Here is a 20,157-nt window from a genome sequence, read left to right as displayed (position 1 = left end):
GCGGCACAGCTCCTTATTTCCGCTTCATGCTTCGAATCAGCGCTTTCGTCTCCGGAGCGACGCGATAGGACTCCGTAATCTTTTGCAGCGCTTTGTTGTAAGTGAAGTCGTCAAGCGAATTGCCTCGCAAATAGTCCATTGTGATGTCCGGCAGCTTCACGAAGCAGATGGACACGGCCCAGGCTACCGCCATCTTGACGTAGTAGCCCTCGTGCTTAATCCGGTCCAGCCGCTCCAGCACACGGTGAATATAGGGTTCATCGACATAATAATTCAGGAGCATCACGACGCCGAAGCGAATCTCGTATTCCTTGTCCGATTCGAGGTAAGGCTGAATGAATTCCCAGACCCGCTCTTGATGGGAAGAGGCGATTTTTAACCCCGAGCAGAAGCTGTCGCATACGGACCAGTTGTCGATTTTGGGCACGAACGCAGAGACGTGACGGAGAATCTCCTCCACATCTGCCTTGGCGCAGCCAATGACCATGCCCTGCAGCATCACTTCCTCGAAATAATCGCTGTCCGCCTGCGCCAAATAAGCCCGCCAGTCGCCCTTCGCGATACTCCGGGCGAGCTTGCGCAGTTCCGGCAGCCGCACGCCGACGACATTATTGATATTCGGAATCAGGGAAGCGCTAAATTGCCGGTATTTCTCATCCGCCATCGCCATAATCTGTGCCCGAATCGTGGTCTCCATCTTCGATCTCCTCCCGCTTGCTTATTCCTTCCGTCCGCACGTTCCTGACCGCCGCACCGCCATGAGCCAACCGCTTATTCATAAGCCACAGCCCACAAGTAAATGGAAGCGACCGAGCCATACGGCGACTACGCCCTCCGATACCGATCGAACTGCGCCTTCGTCATCGCGTCAAGCCCATATAAGGCCATCATGCCGCGGCGAATGGCGATATCGCCCCAGCTTACGACATCGGGCCGCTCCAAAGCGTGGATCAGCAGCATCTCGGACGTCCACTTCCCGACTCCGGGCAGCGTCATTAAGCGCGTAGTGGCCTCCGCATCGGATAAGCGCCGCAGCTCCTGCAGGTCGAATTCGCCATTCGCGACCAGCCGGGCAATCTCCTGAATGCGCTCCGCCTTCGTCATTGGCATGCCGCAGCCTTGAATCCGTTCAGCCGGCTGCGCTGCGAGATTCCGGGGAGAGATCTCCCCCAATCGCTCCTGCATCCGCTCCCAGACGGTGTTGGCCGCCTTCACGGAGACCAACTGCCCCACGATAGCGTGGACGAGCGCGGCGAACGGATCGGGCATAATGACCCGCTCCACCCGGCCGAGCCGGGCCATCGCAGCCCCCAGCGCCGCATCGGCGCATCGCAAGTAATTGATTTCCCGCTCTCCATAGTCAAAATGCTTCTTCGCGACGGTCCCCAATCCGCTACCCTCCTCCGTTCGGCTTGTGATCCTGCCGTTCGTAAAATTGCCGCGACCATAGCGCCCAGAACAGATCATAATGCGGAACGCCTAATCCTCCGTAGCCCACATCAATGTAACCGCTCCGCGCGAATTGATCCAGCATCAGATTCGGCAGGCAATAATCGCCATGGATGAGCGTCTGTTCCCCCGCAGCCGGATGCGACGCTGTATAGAGCGATCATATCCTGATAAGCGGCATCGACGCTTGCATATCCCGCGTAACGAAGCAGGCTCAACTCCGCCTTGCCGCTCCGGTAATTCTCCTCCGCCCGGCTGACCATTTCCTCCAATCCGTTCGTGAAGGGGCAGTCCGTATCGGGAAGCCGATGGAAATAGGACAAGCTGTCGGCAAAGATGTCGCACAAGCGGGATGGCTCAGCGAGATATTCGGAGCTGGCCGCATCCCTTCCGATGATCCGATCGGTGATGAGATAATCCCTGGAAGCATCGGTCATATACAATCTGACGTTCGGGCACGCGCCTATCTTCGACAGATAGGCCGTCATCCGCGCCTCCTTCTCCATCTGCCCCGCAGCGGTCACCTTGACATAAAAGGAATCGTCCGTTCGATCCAAGCGATACACGGCGGAGCGGGGCTTGTCCTTGACGACCGTGACCGCCGCTCCCCGGCAAACGCCTGCACCGCTTCCGGATAAGTCGCGAACCTGACTATCATGTCTCTCTCATCTCCATCCCCTTCCGCCGTTAGCTGACGGCCCGTACCAGGTAGTGTTCATACGTCGCCGGCAAAGCCCTGATCCGTGGCATGGCGGCGGAAGATCGCTGTGATGCCGGACAAAGACTCATCGATAATCTTTGCGATAAGCGCAGGCGATTGTCCGAAGCAGCGGATGCGGATCACATCCATCGGCTCATGCAAAAATTGAACGATTTCGAAGCGCTGCTGGAGACCGCGCGCCCGTCTACGCTCGAATGGCTGCGCAAAGCGAAGAACTACGTCAAATACGCCAATCAGACAGGAGCGTACAATGACGTGGAGGATTATTTGCGCACATACGGCCGGCGGATTTAAATCATCAAGTGTCCCTTTGGCCTTGAATCATGACGCAGGGCAAGACGGGACTACAGAGAAGGTAGATGCGGGAAAAGCGGCGGCGGGACGTTCAGACAGGACGACTACAATTAGCAGGACGACCAGCGGGACAGGCGGCGGAAGATGGTTGAGACAGCCAATCCTGCATTTGTGCAGGAATTTACGCTATTTCAGCCCCTCCCTGATGAAATTCCTGCAAAAGTACATCCTTTGCGCGGATTTTTGCTTTCAACCCATTGTCGTGGCAGAAATTCCTGCCGTTTTGCAGGAATGCCGGTAACGAAGTCGACGTCAGAATGGAAAACTGTAATTTCGCAGTTTTTCGGCAAGTCGAGCGGTTAGAAGCAAGGCGGGGCTGTCTCACAGTAGCGCCGACATCGAGTGAATGGATCGGCCGTCCAGCAGCACGCCCCCCGAGCTGGGCCGCATAATGCGGGCCATCGCTTTCAGAATCGTGGATTTTCCTGAGCCGTTCGCTCCGACGAGGGCCGTTATTTTGCCGTGCGGAATGGACAAGTTCAAGTTTTGCACAATCGCCCTCTCGCTGTAACCAATGTCGAGCTTCTGTGTCTGAAGCCGTTCCTTCATCTTCGTTCCGCTCCCTTCGCTACGGCATTCTATACGATATAATTCGTGAAATATGTATTCAAAAAGACCGGTTCTCAGCACCTCTACAATCTATGAAATCAGCATGCCAGCCCCGAACTGAGCCTGATGCAGCCGGCAGTAGATGCCCCGAGCGGCCAACAGCTCATCATGCTTTCCTTGCTCCGTAATGCCTTGCTCGGTGACGACGACGATCCGATCGGCATTCTTGATCGTGGCCAGCCGATGCGCGATGACGAGCGTCGTCCTTCCCTGCGACAGCGCGGACAGCGCCTCCTGAATCGCCGCCTCGGTCTCCGTATCCAGCGCCGACGTCGCTTCGTCCAGAATGAGAATGGCCGGATTCTTCAGGAACATGCGGGCAATCGACAAGCGTTGCTTCTGACCGCCCGACAGCTTGACGCCGCGCTCGCCAATAAGCGTATCCATTCCTTCCTCCAGCGACAGGATCAGCTCCTCCAGTTGCGCCTGCCGCGCGGCTTCCCATATTTCTTCCTCGCTCGCGCCGAGCTTGCCGTACGCGATATTTTCCCGAATCGTGCCGTCGAACAGGAATACGTCCTGCTGCACGATCCCGATATGGGAACGGAGCGATTCGAGCGTTATTTTCCGGATATCTGTCCCATCGATCGATATCGAGCCCTCGTCTATCTCATAGAAGCGCGGCAGCAGGCTGCATAGCGTCGTCTTGCCTGCGCCGGACGGGCCGACGAGCGCGACGGTCTCTCCCGCCCGAATGGTCAAGTCGATGCCGTTCAAAATCCTCTCCTTGTTCTCATAGCCGAAGCTGACGCCGCTGTAGCGAATATCCCCCTTCGGCTTGCCAATTGGCCGGGCATCGGGAGCGTCGGCGATATCGGGAGCCGTCTCCAATAACTCAAGATAGCGCTTGAAGCCGGCGATCCCCTTCGGATACATTTCGATGACCGCGTTGATCTGCTTGATCGGGCCCAGAAATACGTTACTCAGCATAACGAAGGCAATGAATTCCCCGTACGTCATCTGCTCGTTGATGACATACCATGTGCCGCATAAGAGCACGAACAGCGAGATGAGCTTCATCAGAATGAAGCTGATCGAGGAGTTCCAGGCCATGATCTTGTACGTGACGAGCTTCGTCAACCGGAAGCGGGCGTTGTTCTCGGCGAAGCGGCGAATCTCATGCTTCTCGTTGGCGAACGCCTGAACGACCCGGATGCCGCTCACGTTGTTCTCCACCCGCGTGTTATAGTCGGCGATATCGGCGAACGTTCGCTTGAAGGCTCGCGACATTTTGCGGCTGAAATAGAGCGACAAATAAATCATGAGCGGCACGATGATGAAGGTCAGCACGGCCAACTCCCAGTTGATGCTCAGCATAATGCCGAAGGCCCCCGCCAGCGTCATGACGGCGATGAAGAGATCCTCCGGCCCGTGATGCGCAATCTCGCCGATGTCCATCAGATCGTTCGTCATGCGGGACACGAGATGGCCCGTCTTGTTGTTGTCGAAGAAGCGGAAGGACAGCTTCTGCACATGATCGAACAGCTTTTTGCGCATATCCGTCTCAATGTTGATGCCCAGCTTGTGCCCCCAGTAGGTAACGACGAAGTGCAGCCCGGCACTGACGACATAAATGCCCAGCAGCCCGAGGCAGGCAAACAGAATCCACCTCCAGTTGCCGCTCGGAAGCAGCTGATCGACGACGCCGTTGACGGCGACCGGAAAAGCCAGCTCCAGCAAAGCGGCCAGGATGGCACAGGAGAAATCAAGAATGAACAGCCATTTATAGGGCTGATAGTAAGCAAAAAATCGACGCAGCACAGTGATAACCTCTCTTTTCCTTCATGATCGGGACTTCTGTCCGTCGCTTGCCTACGCTTTGGACCCCGCAAGCAGATAGAGAAAATAAGGGGCGCCGATAACCGCGACCACGATGCCTGTCGGCACCTCGGACGGCTGCAAAATCCAGCGGCCGATCGTATCTGCGGCCAGCACAAGCAACGCGCCGGTCAGCGCGGATGTCGGCAGCAGGAGTTGGTGCTTCGGTCCGACGAGGCGCCGGGCCAGATGCGGGCCGATCAGCCCGACGAAGCCGATGCCCCCGCTCACGGCGACGCTGGAGCCGGCAAGGCCGACCGCCGCCCCGAGCAGCTTCAGCTGCTCGCGCGACACATTCGCGCCGAGCCCGGTCGCCGTCTGCTCCCCCAGATTCAGCACATTCATGACGCGCGCCTTGCAGAATATATAGGGCATCAGCACAATGATGAACGGAAGCAGCGCCAGCACGAACTTCCAGTTCGTTCCCCAGATGCTGCCCGACAGCCAGGTCGCCACGAATTGATACTTCTCCGGGCTCAGCCGCAGCGTCAGCACGATCATGGCGGCGCTGATGCCCGCCGCCACCGCCACGCCCGTCAGCAGCAGGCGCGTCGGCCGCATCCCTTCATGGCGCTTATAGGCAAGCGCGCAGATAAGGGCGGCCGTCAATCCCGCGCCAATCCAAGCCAGGACCGGCAGCAGGAACACCGGAGCCGCAGCCGTCGTCGGATAGAACGAGATGAACAGCATCACGATGAGTCCGGCGCCGGCGTTGATGCCGAGAATGCCCGGGTCGGCCAGCGCATTGCGGGAGATGCCTTGCATGACGCAGCCCGATACGGCCAGGCCTGCTCCGATAAGCAAGGAGAGAACAATCCGCGGCAGCCGGAATTCGAATAGAATCAATTGCTGCTTGTCGGTTCCCGCTCCGAACAAGGTGCGGGCCAGATCCAGCGGAGACAGCCGGATGAATCCGGTATTCATGCTGACAATGAACATTACAACAATCAAAATTCCCAATATGGCCATAATCGCAAGGCTCCGGTGTCGCTTGCGGCGCTCGGGCGTGAATGATGTAATCTGTGCCATTTTGCTTACAGCTCCCTTCTTTCTTTACGCGCCAGGAAGAGGAAGAACGGAACGCCGATAAGCGCAATCAGCGCGCTGACAGGCGTCTCGAACGGCGGATTGATCATTCTCGAGGCCAGATCGGCGAATACGACGAGCAGGCTGCCGAATACCGCCGAGCAAGGAATAATCCAGCGATAGTCGACGCCGACCAGATAACGCGCCAGATGAGGGATAATGAGTCCGACGAAGCCGACCGCTCCGACAACGGACACGGCCGCCCCGGCCAGAATCAGGACAATGACCGTCCCCGCCAGCTTCACCAGTCCGGTGCGCTGCCCGAGCCCCTTCGCGATCTCGTCGCCCAGACTAAGCATCGTAATCGAGCGCGAGATGGCGATCGCGCCGATCAGCGCGGCCGCTATCCAGGGGAACATAATTTTGAGCTGGAACCATTTCGTCCCGGCCACGCCGCCCGCATACCAGAAGGACAGATCCTGCCCGATCTTGAAGTAGAGCGCGATTCCTTCGCTCAGGGCCGACAGCAGCGCGCTCAGCGCCGCTCCGGCCAGCACAAGGAGCACCGGCGTCAGCCCGCCCTTGGCCAGCGATCCTATGCCATAGACGAGCCCGGCCCCGAGTCCGGCGCCCAGAAAGCCGTACATAATCAGATACATGAACGGCAAGCCCGGGAAAAAAGCGAAGCAGATGGCCAGCATAAATCCGGCCCCGGCATTGAGCCCCAGCAGTCCGGAATCCGCCAGCGGGTTCCGGGTCATGCCTTGCATGATGGCTCCGGCCACAGCGAAGCAAGCTCCGACCATGGCCCCGCCCAAGACGCGCGGCAATCGGAGCTCTTGAATAATCTGATGCTGCGTCACATCGGGATTGAAGCGGAAGATCGCTTCCCATACGGTCGCGAACTTGATATCCGCCGCTCCGAACGATATCGATAAGACGAAGCCGAATGCCAACGCAATCAGGCCGCCTAAAATAATGATGACGCCCGCCCACGGACGCGACCGGAATTCGACTTTCTCCGGGACGGTTTCCTTGCGCAACGCGTTTGCTGCTTGATTCATGCCTGTCACCCTTATGATTTTTGTGATATTGATTCTCATTTTCATCAATATCATTCTAGGGCGATCACACAGCGGTGACAATGGACAAACGAAAGCGATTTTTTGCACAAAATCGAAGGCCCTTCATCCCCCGCCGGCGGACGGGTTTCCGGGCAACTCCTTCAGCCGCGGCCTATCGGCCATATGGACGGCTTTCCTCTCCCTTTCGTTCTTCCCCTTTTCTTTTGCACAAAATAAAATCCGCCTCTTTTCACTCGTCATTGAAAAGCCTGTACTTTTCGACTACAATAATCACTGATAATCATTATCAATTAGAGAGTGGCAGCATGTTGATGGTTGATGAGAATAACGCTTCCGCTCCACTCCGCTCTTTGCTCTTTCATTTATTCAAGATCGAGCTGTTCGAACGTCCTGTCGGATAGACCGGCGACATCCATACGGAGAACAGCCATTCATTTCTTATTTTACCAGCGGCTCGGGAAGCCTCGCCGTGGATAGCCGTCCCTTCCATGCCGGCGCTCACAAATGCTATCTCCTGGCGCCTGGAAGCACGGCCCGCATCAGCAACGGATACGATAACGCCGTCCGCTTCTACCGGCTCGCCTTCGCCGCCATCCGGGCAGGACATTCCCGCCATACGCCTTATGCGGCCAGCCTGATGCCGAATCGCTATGCGCTTGCGGCCTATCCGTTCTCGCGGCTAATCCGTATCGTGGAACATTATACGCGGGGAGTCAACATCGTTCCGATGTGGAGTCCTTCCGGCGGCAGCTTCGCTTTCAGGAGCTGCTTATGTTTCTGCTCGAGCAGAACTGCCGCTCCGAACATGCGCCGAACCCCGCCCAGTCGGTCGAGGATACGCTCTCTTCTCTGCAGGGCAATTATGCGGAGCCGGTAACGGTCCGGCAGCCTGCCGAGATGGCCCGGCTGCCACAGTGGCAATATACGGCTCTCTTCCGGGAGTTGACCGGCAAAAAGCCGCTCGATTATGTGACCGAGCTGCGCATCAACCGCTCCAAGCAGCTCTTGATCGCATCGCAGGATCCGCTGCGGGAGATCGCACGCCAAGTCGGGTTCTCCGATGAATATTACTTCAACCGCCGCTTCCGGCAGACCACGGGGGTGACGCCGCGACAATATGCCCGTTCCATGAGAAGCCGGACGCGCGTAAGAGATTGGACGGGGCATGAAGTCGAGATTCCGGCCCGGCCGGAGCGGATTTTCTATTATGGGGAGACGCTCGGGGATCTGCTGGCGCTTGGCGCGGATGCCATTGGCGGGCAGATGAACCCGTTCCCTGAATTCGGGAGCGAGTTCGTCGCACTGGAGGTATGTAACATGAGAGGATTGGAACTTGCCGTCATCGCCGCCAACCTGCTGGCGGCCGCTTGGATCTGCTTCGGGAGAAAGGACAAGCGGCGGGATGCGTCGGCGCTGTCCGTGCTTGCTGCCGCATGTCTGCTGCATGCCGGCATCGGCCCGCTTCGGCTGCAGATGCTTCCCGCCTATATCCTGGCTTTGATTCTAGGCCTAATGCTGCTCACCCGACTCATTCGCGGCGGTGGGCGCCACCGCCCGGCCCGCATCACGATCGCGGCGCTGTCGCTGCTCGTGCTGGCCTTGTCCGGGGCTTCCGCCTATTTGACGTATCTGTTCCCGGTCTTCGCCCTCCCGGAACCGACAGGCTCCTATGCGATCGGCACCGCATCCTATCACCTGGCCGATCCGAGCCGCGAGGAGACCTATACTGACGAAAAGGGCGATAACAGGGAATTGATGATCACCGTCTGGTACCCGGCCGATCCGGATGCGGCAGCCAAGCTGCCGCGCACGCCCTATCCGAAGGAAGTGGCCGAAGCCATGAGTCTTGTCTTCGGCTTCCCGCCGTCCTTGTTCGGATATTTGGACGCCATCCCGGCCCATACGGTCGAGGGAGCCGCCGTCTCGGACGCGCAGCCGAAGTATCCGGTGCTGCTGTTCTCTCCCGGGATTCGTTCCACGCGCTACCAGAGCATGACGATCGTCGAAGAGCTGGCCAGCAACGGATATATCGTCGTCGGCATCGATCACCCGTACACGTCCTCGAAGGTGAATTTCCCCGCTGGGAGGAGCGTGCTGTACCGCCCCGATCCGGAGTACCCTGCTTCCGCGGCGCAGTATGAAGCGAATGTGACCGGGACTGACATTCGTTCCGACGATGCCCGCTTCGTGCTCGACACGCTGGCCGGATGGAACACCGGCACGGGCGATGCGGACCATCTGCTGCGCGGCAAGATCGACCTCGATCGGGCCGGCATTTTCGGACATTCCTACGGCGGGGCGAAGACGGCCGAGACCTTGGCCAAGGACAGCCGCTTCAAGGCCGGGGTAAGCCTGGAAGGCGGCTTCTGGGGCAACGTGGCGCACACGGGCCTGAAGCAGCCGTTCATGTATATGCTGACATCCGATACGGCGGACATGATCCGGGAGCAGCTTGAAGGGAAGCAATCCGCCGAAGACGGAGGGATCGGCCAAGGCACGCGGGAGAAGCTGTTCTACGAGGAATATATTCCCGATCTGCAGTCCGTCTTCGAGAAAAGCGCTGCCGACCGCTACTACTTGACCGTCAAGGGCTTCTTCCATCAGCGCTTCGCGGATGCCGCGCTCCTGTCTCCGCTGTTCGCCAAGGAGGTGTCCGCGGACCAATCCGTGCGCATTAACCGTGACTATGTCCGCTCCTTCTTCGACCGCTACCTGCTCGGCAAGGAAGCGCCGCTGCTGGACGGGCCGGCGCCTCCTTATCCCGAGGTAGAGTTCGATCCGAAGCTGACCGTGACCGGAGCGGCGGCCGCGCCCTCCCGGCAGGAGTAACATCCCGGCCCGCCTAATCCTGCTCAATCACCGGCGGAATTCCCGGATACTTGACGACAGGCCATTTCGTCTTGCGGAGCGCCTTCATCAGCTCCGGCGAGCCATAGACATTGTCTCTCACCAGATCATGCGGCGTCAGCGCCATCCATTGGTTGAGAGACACGTCGGCGAAGCGGTCGCTCTTGAACATTTCCAGGAACCACAAGCTGTCCGTGCCCGTGTTCTGAATATAGTGGCCGAATGCGAACGGAACGTATCCGACGTCGCCCGCCCGGTAATTGAACGTCCGTGCCGAGCCGTTGCCCGCGAAGACCGTCATTCTTCCTTGACCGCTAAGATAGTACTGCCATTCGTCATTATTCGGATGCCAGTGCAGCTCCCTCATCGCGCCGGGCTTAATCTCCACCAGGGCGGCGGCCACCGTCACGGATACGGGAAAGTTGGAGGAATCGACGATGCGGACGGAGCCTCCCGGCGTCGTCAGCGGAGGCTGGGCGAGCAGACGGTGCACGAAGCTCCGCTCGACGGCGCCGTTCGGGTCCGGCACTTGCTCCTCCGAGATCGGACCCGGAACCTCGTCCTGGAAAATATACAATTGTTCGGCCGGCACATGCTTAAATGCGCTGATCGGCACTCCGAAATTGGCCGACAGCACTTCCTTCGGGGTGTGCGCGAACCAATCGGAGATCGACAGGGTGTTCAGATCGGAGAAATTGCCGTCATCGAAGACAAGCAGGAACTCGCAGCCTTCCTCCAGCCCCTGAATCGAATGAGGAATGCCCGGGGGGAAATACCACAGATCGCCCGGACCGACATCGGCAATAAAATTGCGGCCGTTCTGATCAACCGCCGTAATCCTCGCCCGGCCCAATATCATGAAGGCCCATTCGGCCTGCTGATGCCAATGGAGCTCTCTTACCCCTCCCGGCGTAAGACGCATGTTCACGCCGGCCAGCGTCTTCGCGACCGGCAGCTCCCGCACCGTAATCTCGCGGGACCATCCTCCCTGATTCAGCTGCATATGCGCGTCGGAGAACGAGAACTTCAAGTTCGGCACCAGTCCCTCGTCCGTAACCGGCGGCACGAACATATCCGGGTTCTCCCGATCGCGCATCACATCGCGCGGGCCATAATCGGTTGCACCGGCGCCGTCACTTTTCCGAATCGGATGCGGGATGCATTCCGGCTGCGCTTGCTTCAGATTGTGTTGCACCCGTTAACCACCTCCGCCTCAATTTGTTGTAGCCTGGCATCTTCCCCGGACGAACCATTGAGGATATCTGCAGGTTATCTCCCCGTACAAATCACTTGAACCATATGAGGCGGAGGCGATGATTATTCCCGCAAATAAACGAGACAGACACGGGATGCTTCCGGATCAGATCTCATTTATCCACATAGACGGATATCTCAATCAGGTTTTCATCCGGATCCCGCACATAGACCGAGATGATGCGGCCGACGGCCCCGGTGCGAACCACCGGCCCCTCCTCTATCGGAACGCCGCATGATTCCAGATGCTCAATGACCTGTTCGATGGACATCTTCGTTATGAGGCATACGTCGGCAGAGCCCGGAACCGGCTTCCTCGCCCTCGGCTCGATGTCCTGGCCCACTTCATGCAGATTGAATTTCTGTCTGCCGAACCGCAGCGCCTTCCGGTTGTCGCCGAAGGTAACGACTTCCATATTCAGCACATGATGATAGAAATGAATCGTTTTTTCGATATCTTTTACGGTCAAGACGAGATGATCCAACGCTTCGATACTCAACATTCGATCTCTTCCTTTCCTTACAAGCTTCCTGCACTTAAGCATAGCGATAGTGGCAGACGGCGTTTCATCGGCATTTCAACAGCAGCGTCCGACACATGAAGCTTAGATTTCGCTATAACTATAGTATTCCTATTCATCAGCCGCCATGCCATTGACAGGACACGACCAGCACATCCATATCGCGGGCATGTCGCAGCAGCGAGCGGACCGTCGATCCGCGGACAAGCTCTTCCGCGAGCGTCCGCTTCCCGGGCTGGCCGACAATGAGCTGCGTCGCCCGGCATGCGGCCGCTTGGCGCAGAATGATTTGGTGTATGCGCTCAGACTTCGCCGCATCATGAACCTGGAACGTCCCGCCCAAGCGGACGGTCATCTCCTCGAGCCGTGTGATCCGGCTGAGCTCTTCCTCCCCGGCCTCCCTTCCTCCGGGCCGGACATGGATCACATGCCATTCGGCCTTGAGGCGCCAGGAGATGCGGAATCCGCGGCGAATCAAGGTCTCCGCATGCCGCGCATTCGGGACGCAGACCAGAATGGCCTCATGCAGGCGCCATGGACCGCGCAGCGAAGAGGACCGCGCCCACGATTCCAGCCGCTCGTCGACATCGTCCGCGATCTCCCGCAGAGCCAACTCCCGCAAGGCGATCAGGTTTTCCGTTGTGAAAAAATGGCTTAATGCCTGTTCTACCTTCTCCTTCGCATAGATTTTCCCCTCCCTCATCCGCTGCCGCAGCATCTGCGGAGTCACGTCGATAAGCTGCACCTCATCCGCCGCATGAAGCACGTGATCCGGCACCGTCTCGCGCACGCGAATGCCGGTCAACTGCGCTACGGCATCATTCAGGCTCTCCAGATGCTGCACGTTGACGGTCGAAATGACGGAAATTCCTGCGTTCAGCAGCTCGAGCACATCCATATACCGCTTCTTCCGCGCGCTTCCCGGGACATTGGTGTGAGCCAGTTCGTCCACCAGCACGACATCCGGACGGGATCGCAGCACCGCCTCCGTATCCATCTCCTCGAGGCGCGCTCCCCGGTATATGACAATCCGGCGCGGCACGGTAGCGAGGCTCCCTACTTGCGCCTGCGTCTCGCTACGGCCGTGCGTCTCCAGCAGTCCAATCGCGACATGAAGCCCTTTGCGCTGCAGCTCATTGCCCTCGCGCAGCATCGCGTACGTCTTGCCCACGCCCGGAGCGGCCCCGACATAGACTTTGAAGCTGCCCCGCTTCGGCGCGGCGCCCGCGACCTCTCCTCTCCGCGAGTCCGTCCGTCCCTGGCTCCCGGCGGCGGAGGGATCCCTCATCTTGGCTGCCAGCATGCGCTCCCCTTCATATTGGGAACGATCCGCCATGAAGAACAGATCGATGCGATCCATCCTCCGCAGCAAGCCATTGACCGCGGAGCCGTGCCAGAGCTCCTGAATCCGGGTCTGCTTGGAGTGGCCCAAGACGAGCCGGGTCGCCTGCCGTTCCGCCGCATAGCGGATGATCGCCTCCGGGAAGGAACGGCGGGAGGACAGCGGACGCTCCTCGAATCGTCCGCCTGCCTTCTCCGTCAGCTTCCGCATCGCACGCCGGAAGGCGCGCTCCTCCCGGGACAGCTTCTTCCCCGGCCGAAGGAACGCGGCGACCAGCATATCGCCATTGAGCCGCTTGGCGATCTGCTGGCCGCGGCGAATATAGAGGGAGCCGTTCCAGTGATACTGCACGGCGACGAGGATGCGCTCCGCCGAACCGGCCGGGCCGTCCATCCCCTTCGCTTCCCGGCGCTGCGCGAGCGAAGCGTGCGCGTCCTTGGCGACCAGCCGCAGCGCAAGCTCCCGCAGCAGCGCCACATGATCGCGCCGGAACGCGGGGGCATCCCGAACCTCCGCCCCCTCCTCCCGAGCGCTCGCGGCCGCGGCCAATCGGGCCAGCATCGTCTCGGGAGTGACATCGATGAGTCTCACTTCATCGGCCAGCGCCAGCACATCGGCGCTTACCGCGGCTTCGCCCGCGAGGTCCGGCAAAACGCGGGCTTCTTCATTCGCCCCGACCAGCTCATAGACGTTGACTGTCGTAATGACGCTGATGCCGTGGGCCAGCAGGCAGCGGATATCGTCAAGCCGCGTCCGGCGCCGCGCCTCCGGGCGGTTGCGATGGGCCAGGCCGTCAATGAGCAGCACGTCCGGATGGCGGGCCAGAATCGCCTTCACGTCAAGATCCTGCTTGCCCGCATTCCCTGGCGGCCACGGAAGTCCGGGAATAGATTCAAGCTCGGTCCCGGGATCCGCCAGGCCGCCCGGGAATAACCCCGATCCGCCCGCGATGGCCACATCGGCGCCCCGGCGCTTCAGCAGTTGCCCTTCCTGCAGCAGCTCATACGTCTTCCCGCAGCCATTGACCGGGCCGATATACAGCTTCAATCTGCCATGCCGCCGCTTCGGGAGCGGCAACCCTCGTTCCTCCGGCGTCTGGCGCCGTTCCTCTTCCACGCGTGATCCCTCCTTCGGGGGAGGCCCTGCTCGTGCCCGGACGACGAACGCATATCGCGTATAGGCAAGCGGCGCAGGGCCTATCGATTACCGGTTCAACATCGCCCGGAGATCCAGATTCAGGGCCAGCACATTCACCCGCGGCTCGCCGAACAGCCCGAGATCGCGTCCTTCTGTATGCTCGGCAACCAGCTTTTCCAGCTCCGCCGGCGCAATTCCGGTCAAGCCGCTGATGCGCGGAATCTGAACCCGTGCCGCTTCCGGCGTGATATGCGGGTCCAGCCCCGAAGCGGAGTTGGTGACCAGATCGATCGGCAGCCGCGCGGCCGGCACCGCCGGATTGCCGCGCTCCCAAGCGCGGACGGACGCTTCCATCCGTTCCAGCAGCTCCGGATTGGACGGAGCATAGTTATTCGAGCCGGACGCTTCCGCCTGATAGCCGATGCTTGAAATCCGGCCATGGAAATAGCGCGGATCGTCGAACAGCTGGCCAATCAGCTCGGAGCCGATGACGGCTCCGCTGCTGTCGCGGATAAGGCTTCCGTTGGCGCGTTCCGGCACCAAGGCCTGCAGCAGTCCGGTGCAAGCGAGCGGATAGAGAATGCCGCACAGCACGATAAAGACGACGCTGATTCGCGCCATACTGATGACAGCCGCTGCTCCGCTTCGGGCACCCGGCTCCTGTGCCGTCTGTACAGAATAATTCACCATATATTTCATCCTTCCTTCCCGATCGATTCGGTTATACCCACAGATGAACGGCCAGATCAATCAGCTTGATGCCGATGAATGGCGCTGCTACGCCGCCGAGGCCATAGATGAGCAGGTTGCGGCCGAGCAGCCGTCCGGAGCTCACCGGACGATAGGAGACGCCCTTCATCGCCAGCGGAATCAGCAGCGGAATAATAATGGCATTAAATATTAATGCCGATAATATTGCCGACATGGGCGAACCGAGGCCCATCACATTCAGCGCCTTCATCTCGGGAATCGCGACCATGAACATGGCGGGAATAATCGCGAAATACTTCGCGATATCATTCGCGATGCTGAAGGTGGTCAGCGCGCCGCGGGTCATGAGCAATTGCTTGCCGATTCCTACCACTTCGATGATCTTCGAAGGGTCGGAATCGAGATCAATCATATTGGCCGCTTCCTTCGCCGCGATCGTCCCGCTGTTCATCGCCAGCCCCACATCGGCCTGGGCCAGCGCCGGCGCGTCATTCGTGCCGTCCCCGGTCATGGCGACCAGCTTGCCGGCCGCCTGCTCCCGGCGGATGACGGCGATCTTGTCCTCGGGCTTGCTCTCCGCGATAAAGTCGTCCACGCCGGCTTCGGCGGCGATGGTCGCGGCCGTCAGCGGGTTGTCGCCCGTGCACATAATCGTCTTGATCCCCATCTTGCGGAGCTGCTCGAAGCGTTCGCGCATGCCCGGCTTGACCGTATCCTTCAAATAAATCAGTCCGATAATCCGCCCGTCTACCGCAACCGCGAGCGGGGTGCCGCCCTGCGAGGCGATCCGGTTCCCCTGCTCGTCCAGATCCGCGGGAATCGTCCCCCCTTGGGCGGCCGCCCATTTTTTCACCGCATCGACGGCTCCCTTGCGCACGTGGCGCCCGTCCTTCAGATCGACGCCGCTCATGCGGGTCTCCGCCCGGAATTCAATCCACTCTCCGCCCTCCGCAAGGGCGGGATCGAACGTAAGATTTTCCTTCTTCATCAACTCCAGCACGGAGCGGCCTTCCGGCGTATCATCGTTCATGGAGCTAATCGCGGCCCATTCGGCCACGGTGCGCATCTGTTCATTCCCGACAGGCACGAACTCGCTTGCCATCCGGTTGCCGAAGGTGATCGTGCCGGTCTTGTCGAGGATCATCGTGTTGATATCCCCCGCGGCCTCCACCGCCTTCCCGGACATCGCCAGCACATTATACTGCGTTACCCGGTCCATGCCGGCTACGCCGATGGCGGACAGCAGCCCGCCGATCGTCGTCGGAATCAGACAGACGAGCAGCGCAATGAGAACCGCCGCATCGAGCTGAATATTCAGGTAAGCCGCGATCGGGGCCAGAGTGACGACCACAATCAGGAAAATAAGCGTCAAGCTGATCAGCAGCGTATTGAGCGCGATCTCATTCGGCGTCTTCTGCCGCTTCGCTCCTTCGACGAGCGAGATCATCCGATCCAGGAACGTATCCCCCGGATCGCTCGTGATCCGCACCTTGACGGCATCGCTGACCACGCGCGTGCCGCCGGTCACCGAGCTGAAATCGCCGCCCGCTTCCTTGATGACGGGAGCCGATTCCCCCGTAATCGCGGATTCGTCCACGGAGGCAAGACCCTCGATAACTTCTCCGTCGCCGGGAATCACTTCCCCTTGCGAGACGAGGACGATATCTCCCTTGCGCAGCTCCGATGCGGCCACGGCGGCGGTGCCGTTTTCTGTCACTTTGTTCGCCACGATGTCCTGCTTCGATTTTTTCAGAGCGCCCGCCTGAGCCTTGCCCCGCCCTTCCGCCAACGCCTCCGCGGCATTGGCGAACAGCAGCGTGAGCAGCAGGATCAGGAACACGGCCAGATTGAAGCCCATATTCTCCTCCGTGCCGAAATAGCCCGGGAACAACAGCATCAGCAGGATGACGAAGGTGCCTGCCTCGACGACGAACAAGACGGGATTTCTCATCATCGTCACCGGATTCAGCTTCCGCAGGCTGTCCTTCCCTGCCTGCTTGACGATATCCTTCGTCAGCATGCGCTTGCGATTCGTTGTATTCATAGCCGATTCACCTCACAGATTCCGGAGCGTCAGATGCTCCGCGATAGGACCGAGCACGGCAGCCGGGAGGAACGTAAGCGCCCCGATAATCAATACCGTTCCGACCAAAATGCCGACGAAAAGCTTGTTATCGGTCCGGAACGTGCCGGCCGTCTCGGGAACCGGCTGCTTGCGCAGCAGCGATCCGGCTACGGCAAGCAGAGCGATCATCGAGATGTAACGCCCCAGCAGCATGACGAGCCCGGTCGACAGATTCCAGAACGGCGTGTTGTCCCCCAGCCCTTCGAAGCCGGAACCGTTGTTGGCGGCCGAAGAAGTATACTCGTACAGCACCTGGGTAATCCCGTGGAAGCCCGGATTCGTAATGGCTCCCCGGCCCAGATCCGTAAGGAACGCAATCGCGGTCGGCGCCAATATGATAAGCGGATGCGCCAGGATCGCGATCGCAATCAGCTTCATTTCCTTCGCCTCGATCTTCCGTCCCAAAAACTCGGGCGTGCGGCCGACCATCAGTCCGGCGAGGAACACCGCAAGGATTGCGTACATCAGCATGTTCACCAGTCCGACGCCGTCCCCGCCGAATACGCAGTTCAGCATCATCTGCGCGAGCGGCGCCAATCCGCCGAGCGGGGTCAGCGTGTCGTGCATATTGTTGACCGAACCGGTCGTCGCGGCGGTTGTCACCGTGGTGAACAGGGCGGACTGAGCGATGCCGAAGCGCACTTCCTTGCCTTCCATATTGCCCTGGGACGCATCCACCCCGAGCGCACTCCATGCGGGATTGCCCGCGCTCTCGGCATAGCAGGCCAGGCTCAAGAACAGCAGGAACAGAATGAACATCGCACTGAAAATGACCCATCCCTGCTTCCGGTTCCCCGCGAAGCGGCCGAAGGTATAAGTAAGCGCGGCCGGAATGCACCACATCATCAGAATTTCGAGCACGTTCGTCAGCGGAGACGGATTCTCGAACGGATGCGATGAGTTGACGCCGAAGAAGCCGCCGCCGTTCGTCCCGAGATGCTTAATGGACACGAGCGATGCGACCGGGCCTACAGCGATATGCTGCGTCCCGCCCTGCAGCGTCGCCGCTTCCGTCACGGGAGCGAGCGTCTGCGGCACCTTGAGCACACCCAGCACAAGCGTCATCACGATGGCGAGCGGCAGGAGAAGGCGCGTGTGCGCCTTGACGAAATCGGTAAAAAAGTTCCCGATGGCCCGGCCCGTCAAGCCGCGCATGAACGCGATCCCCACCGTCAAGCCGGTTGCGGCGGAAGTGAACATCATCATCGTAATCACCGCCATTTGCGAGAAATACGACAATCCCGTCTCGCCGCTATAATGCTGGAGATTCGTGTTGGTCATGAAGCTGATGACCGTATTGAACGCCAGCGTGTGCTCCATCCGCTCCGTTCCGTTCGGATTCAGCGGCAGCAGATGCTGCACCCGCAAGATGACGTAGCTGACCGCGACGAGCATCAGATTCGTGGCGAGCAGGCTGAACATGTATTTTTTCCAGCTCATATCCGGACGGCGGGCCAGCCCGCCCAATCTGTAAATGGCGTTCTCCACCGGCCCGAACAATCGGTCCGTACGATTGGGCTCATTGGAGAATACATGGTATATATAAGTGCCGAGCGGCTTCACCAGCAATAACAGCGCCAGCAGCACGACGGCGATTTGCAGCCAGTCCATAGAGCTTGCCTCCCTTTTTTCCTTCTATTGCTTCAGAATTTCTCCGGGTGAACCAAAGCGTAGCCTAAATACAAGAAGAGAAAGACTGCAATCATCCCGATGACGATCATCCTCGCTCTCCTCCTTCATCCACGACCCGCCCGCACCAGGCCAAGAAGCCATAGAACAGGGCGAATGCCGCAGCAATGAGCACGGCCATAACGAGATCAGACATGCGGATACCTCCTTAGGAATGAGCGGCGAAATCGTCCGTTACCAAAAACGAATAATTCCGGCTCGCGGTATAAATGACATAGTTGGCGCCCAACCCGCGGTAGACGAGCCGCGGATTTTGATTTGCCGTGATGACATAAATCGGCTTCGACGTCCAGCTCCGGCAGATTTGCAGGTACCGGCAGCACAGATTCAAGCTTCGTTCGAACAAAAAGATTTTGCCGACGGCCAGCTGCGGGATGACCCAGGTTTTCTCGTCGGCCGTATGGAGCAGTATCAGATGACGAGCGCCCAGGGCGCGCATCCGCTTAAGCTCACTACGGTTGTTCGCGAGGGCGGCGAAGGGAATGTCCTTCTCCAGCAGCAGCTTGACGAACGCTTCGCCTGCGGCATTCGGCGCAGACACCAGTACGACTTCCTGTTGATCCATTTCTTCTCTCCTCCGATTCTTCGTCCGGAGACAGCAACAAAAAAGAAGCCGGCAACAAGAGGAACTCTTCCCGCGGCTTCCAGGCACAGCAAAAATAACCGTGTCTTTCACGACATTCGTTGCCTCTCTCGGTACGCTTGCGAGGTTAGCTGTCGGATTCGGGCGAGAGAGTCGCCCTACCTCGGGACATGGCGCATCATTCGCGCCGCATGCCCCGGGATTCACCCCATGAATGTGCGCAGACATCCGGTTGGTTCCCCCGCTCCCTGCCACGCAGGGATTCAGCGATACAGACAATCAAGTGCAGTTGGCATAAAAAAAGGCCCCAGAGGAACCCCCCTGCGGCCGCAATGGTCACAAGTTCATCATCCTCTCCCTCATGAGCGAAGCAGCCGCGGATCGCGGAATGCCGCACTCAACAACGCTTACGAGGTTAGCTGTCGGATTCGGGCGGTGAGAGTCGCCCTACCTGAGTGATGCGGCCCTAGGCGCCGCGCTCAGGATTCACCCCATGTGCCGCTGATCGACTCTCACACCGATCAGGCCGCACCGTTGGTTCCCCCGCTTTCCTTGCGGAAACTCAGCGATTGTAAAATGAAAATATCTGAAATTCATGAATCGTATATTACGCTTGCCCCCACGCTTTGTAAAGGAAGCGGAAAGGCAGAAAAATTCCTTTTTGGCAAGAGTAGAGGAAACGGCAGCGATTACAAAAGGTTCTTTCTTTACCTGCCTCGCTGTAGCTCGTGTTTTCGCCATTATCCTGATACAGCGGGAGACCGTCCTCTCTTCGCGGGAAAATTGGGGCTTCATTGGACCGCTACCGGCTCTCGAAATGCACAAAAAAACCGTTCCTTGCCATGATGTCGGCGATGCCTCCATCTGACCCGGAAACGGTTTCTTT

The 20,157-nt window shown here is 59.2% G+C and carries 20 protein-coding genes, 1 pseudogene and 2 riboswitches; of the genes and pseudogenes, 4 read left to right on the top strand and 17 right to left on the bottom strand.

Features of this window, described 5'->3' with window-relative positions:
• Positions 1-13: 13 nt before the first annotated feature.
• From OCY70_RS07665 to OCY70_RS07655, 4 genes are all read right to left on the bottom strand, one after another.
• Positions 14-697: a DNA alkylation repair protein gene (locus OCY70_RS07665; RefSeq protein ID WP_213426802.1), complete on the bottom strand. Its 684-nt coding sequence runs from the start codon at positions 695-697 to the stop codon at positions 14-16.
• Positions 698-825: 128 nt separating this feature from the next.
• Entirely contained in the window at positions 826-1,389 is a 564-nt protein-coding gene (locus OCY70_RS07660) for a DNA-3-methyladenine glycosylase family protein (protein WP_213426803.1), read from the bottom strand.
• 4 nt (positions 1,390-1,393) lie between these two features.
• The gene (locus tag OCY70_RS36040; RefSeq protein WP_373871420.1) at positions 1,394-1,534 is read right to left on the bottom strand and encodes a hypothetical protein; all 141 of its coding nucleotides are present in this window, start codon (positions 1,532-1,534) and stop codon (positions 1,394-1,396) included.
• On the bottom strand, positions 1,500-2,015 hold the full coding sequence (locus tag OCY70_RS07655; protein ID WP_213426804.1) for a phosphotransferase: 516 nt from the start codon (positions 2,013-2,015) through the stop codon (positions 1,500-1,502). The genes OCY70_RS36040 and OCY70_RS07655 overlap by 35 nt, the downstream gene beginning before the upstream one ends.
• Positions 2,016-2,266: 251 nt before the next feature.
• On the opposite strand from OCY70_RS07655, the gene OCY70_RS07650 reads away from it, so the two are divergent.
• Together OCY70_RS07650 and OCY70_RS07645 are read left to right on the top strand one after the other, a co-directional pair.
• Positions 2,267-2,464, top strand: coding sequence for a hypothetical protein (locus OCY70_RS07650; RefSeq protein ID WP_261948756.1), 198 nt, complete (start codon positions 2,267-2,269; stop codon positions 2,462-2,464).
• 144 nt (positions 2,465-2,608) lie between these two features.
• Positions 2,609-2,827 (top strand): hypothetical protein, encoded by a 219-nt coding sequence (locus tag OCY70_RS07645; protein WP_213426805.1) that lies wholly within the window; start codon positions 2,609-2,611, stop codon positions 2,825-2,827.
• Between the two features lie 30 nt (positions 2,828-2,857).
• Here the strand turns inward: OCY70_RS07645 and OCY70_RS07640 are convergent.
• The 5 genes and pseudogenes from OCY70_RS07640 to OCY70_RS07620 form a co-directional block, all read right to left on the bottom strand.
• A pseudogene (locus OCY70_RS07640) lies at positions 2,858-3,073 on the bottom strand (ATP-binding cassette domain-containing protein); the annotation flags it as partial.
• 90 nt (positions 3,074-3,163) lie between these two features.
• Positions 3,164-4,894 carry an ABC transporter ATP-binding protein gene (locus tag OCY70_RS07635; RefSeq protein ID WP_213426806.1) on the bottom strand — a complete coding sequence of 577 codons (1,731 nt, stop codon included), beginning with the start codon at positions 4,892-4,894 and terminating at the stop codon, positions 3,164-3,166.
• 51 nt (positions 4,895-4,945) lie between these two features.
• On the bottom strand, positions 4,946-5,980 hold the full coding sequence (locus OCY70_RS07630) for a FecCD family ABC transporter permease (protein ID WP_213426807.1): 1,035 nt from the start codon (positions 5,978-5,980) through the stop codon (positions 4,946-4,948).
• Between the two features lie 5 nt (positions 5,981-5,985).
• Positions 5,986-7,041, bottom strand: a complete 1,056-nt coding sequence (locus tag OCY70_RS07625) for a FecCD family ABC transporter permease (protein ID WP_213426808.1) — start codon at positions 7,039-7,041, stop codon at positions 5,986-5,988.
• Positions 7,042-7,420: 379 nt separating this feature from the next.
• The gene (locus OCY70_RS07620; protein ID WP_213426809.1) at positions 7,421-7,669 is read right to left on the bottom strand and encodes a hypothetical protein; all 249 of its coding nucleotides are present in this window, start codon (positions 7,667-7,669) and stop codon (positions 7,421-7,423) included.
• 164 nt (positions 7,670-7,833) lie between these two features.
• Between OCY70_RS07620 and OCY70_RS07615 the strand changes: the two genes are divergently transcribed.
• Entirely contained in the window at positions 7,834-9,891 is a 2,058-nt protein-coding gene (locus OCY70_RS07615; RefSeq protein ID WP_249724614.1) for a helix-turn-helix domain-containing protein, read from the top strand.
• A gap of 13 nt (positions 9,892-9,904) precedes the next feature.
• Here OCY70_RS07615 and OCY70_RS07610 read toward each other — a convergent pair whose 3' ends face one another.
• The 8 genes from OCY70_RS07610 to OCY70_RS07580 all read right to left on the bottom strand — a co-directional run bounded on the left by OCY70_RS07610 (position 9,905) and on the right by OCY70_RS07580 (position 19,253).
• A complete protein-coding gene (locus OCY70_RS07610) occupies positions 9,905-11,104 on the bottom strand; it encodes an oxalate decarboxylase family bicupin (protein ID WP_213426810.1) in 1,200 nt (399 codons plus the stop codon).
• Positions 11,105-11,276: 172 nt separating this feature from the next.
• Positions 11,277-11,666 carry a VOC family protein gene (locus OCY70_RS07605; RefSeq protein ID WP_213426811.1) on the bottom strand — a complete coding sequence of 130 codons (390 nt, stop codon included), beginning with the start codon at positions 11,664-11,666 and terminating at the stop codon, positions 11,277-11,279.
• A gap of 136 nt (positions 11,667-11,802) precedes the next feature.
• Positions 11,803-14,142, bottom strand: coding sequence for a universal stress protein (locus OCY70_RS07600; RefSeq protein WP_213426812.1), 2,340 nt, complete (start codon positions 14,140-14,142; stop codon positions 11,803-11,805).
• 87 nt (positions 14,143-14,229) lie between these two features.
• Entirely contained in the window at positions 14,230-14,853 is a 624-nt protein-coding gene (gene kdpC, locus OCY70_RS07595) for a potassium-transporting ATPase subunit KdpC (protein ID WP_213426813.1), read from the bottom strand.
• 31 nt (positions 14,854-14,884) lie between these two features.
• Complete coding sequence (kdpB, locus tag OCY70_RS07590) at positions 14,885-16,918, bottom strand: potassium-transporting ATPase subunit KdpB (protein WP_213426814.1); 2,034 nt, start codon at positions 16,916-16,918, stop codon at positions 14,885-14,887.
• 12 nt (positions 16,919-16,930) lie between these two features.
• Positions 16,931-18,610, bottom strand: a complete 1,680-nt coding sequence (gene kdpA, locus OCY70_RS07585; protein WP_213426815.1) for a potassium-transporting ATPase subunit KdpA — start codon at positions 18,608-18,610, stop codon at positions 16,931-16,933.
• Between the two features lie 32 nt (positions 18,611-18,642).
• On the bottom strand, positions 18,643-18,705 hold the full coding sequence (locus OCY70_RS36035; protein WP_390955134.1) for a potassium-transporting ATPase subunit F: 63 nt from the start codon (positions 18,703-18,705) through the stop codon (positions 18,643-18,645).
• Positions 18,706-18,836: 131 nt separating this feature from the next.
• Complete coding sequence (locus OCY70_RS07580; protein WP_261944667.1) at positions 18,837-19,253, bottom strand: hypothetical protein; 417 nt, start codon at positions 19,251-19,253, stop codon at positions 18,837-18,839.
• Between the two features lie 118 nt (positions 19,254-19,371).
• Positions 19,372-19,550, bottom strand: a riboswitch (cyclic di-AMP (ydaO/yuaA leader).
• A gap of 110 nt (positions 19,551-19,660) precedes the next feature.
• Positions 19,661-19,849: riboswitch (cyclic di-AMP (ydaO/yuaA leader) on the bottom strand.
• A gap of 17 nt (positions 19,850-19,866) precedes the next feature.
• Between OCY70_RS07580 and OCY70_RS07575 the strand changes: the two genes are divergently transcribed.
• Positions 19,867-20,139, top strand: coding sequence for a hypothetical protein (locus OCY70_RS07575; protein WP_261944668.1), 273 nt, complete (start codon positions 19,867-19,869; stop codon positions 20,137-20,139).
• Positions 20,140-20,157: the final 18 nt, after the last annotated feature.

This window comes from Paenibacillus melissococcoides, assembly GCA_944800085.1.
Lineage (GTDB): Bacteria > Bacillota > Bacilli > Paenibacillales > Paenibacillaceae > Paenibacillus_B > Paenibacillus_B melissococcoides.
The sequence above is the reverse complement of the archived record's forward strand: the minus strand, read 5'-3'. Positions and strand labels throughout refer to the sequence as shown.

What these genes read in the sequence shown, in the direction of transcription:
- OCY70_RS07625 (WP_213426808.1), bottom strand. Translation starts at nt 7,041, where the DNA reads ATGAATCAAGCAGCAAACGCGTTGCGCAAGGAAACCGTCCCGGAGAAA.
- kdpA (WP_213426815.1), bottom strand. Translation starts at nt 18,610, where the DNA reads ATGGACTGGCTGCAAATCGCCGTCGTGCTGCTGGCGCTGTTATTGCTG.
- OCY70_RS07580 (WP_261944667.1), bottom strand. Translation starts at nt 19,253, where the DNA reads ATGGATCAACAGGAAGTCGTACTGGTGTCTGCGCCGAATGCCGCAGGC.
- OCY70_RS07615 (WP_249724614.1), top strand. Translation starts at nt 7,834, where the DNA reads ATGTTTCTGCTCGAGCAGAACTGCCGCTCCGAACATGCGCCGAACCCC.
- OCY70_RS07605 (WP_213426811.1), bottom strand. Translation starts at nt 11,666, where the DNA reads ATGTTGAGTATCGAAGCGTTGGATCATCTCGTCTTGACCGTAAAAGAT.
- OCY70_RS07575 (WP_261944668.1), top strand. Translation starts at nt 19,867, where the DNA reads ATGAATCGTATATTACGCTTGCCCCCACGCTTTGTAAAGGAAGCGGAA.
- OCY70_RS07630 (WP_213426807.1), bottom strand. Translation starts at nt 5,980, where the DNA reads ATGGCACAGATTACATCATTCACGCCCGAGCGCCGCAAGCGACACCGG.
- OCY70_RS36040 (WP_373871420.1), bottom strand. Translation starts at nt 1,534, where the DNA reads ATGCTGGATCAATTCGCGCGGAGCGGTTACATTGATGTGGGCTACGGA.
- OCY70_RS07645 (WP_213426805.1), top strand. Translation starts at nt 2,609, where the DNA reads ATGGTTGAGACAGCCAATCCTGCATTTGTGCAGGAATTTACGCTATTT.
- OCY70_RS07620 (WP_213426809.1), bottom strand. Translation starts at nt 7,669, where the DNA reads ATGTCCTGCCCGGATGGCGGCGAAGGCGAGCCGGTAGAAGCGGACGGC.
- kdpC (WP_213426813.1), bottom strand. Translation starts at nt 14,853, where the DNA reads ATGGTGAATTATTCTGTACAGACGGCACAGGAGCCGGGTGCCCGAAGC.
- OCY70_RS07665 (WP_213426802.1), bottom strand. Translation starts at nt 697, where the DNA reads ATGGAGACCACGATTCGGGCACAGATTATGGCGATGGCGGATGAGAAA.
- kdpB (WP_213426814.1), bottom strand. Translation starts at nt 16,918, where the DNA reads ATGAATACAACGAATCGCAAGCGCATGCTGACGAAGGATATCGTCAAG.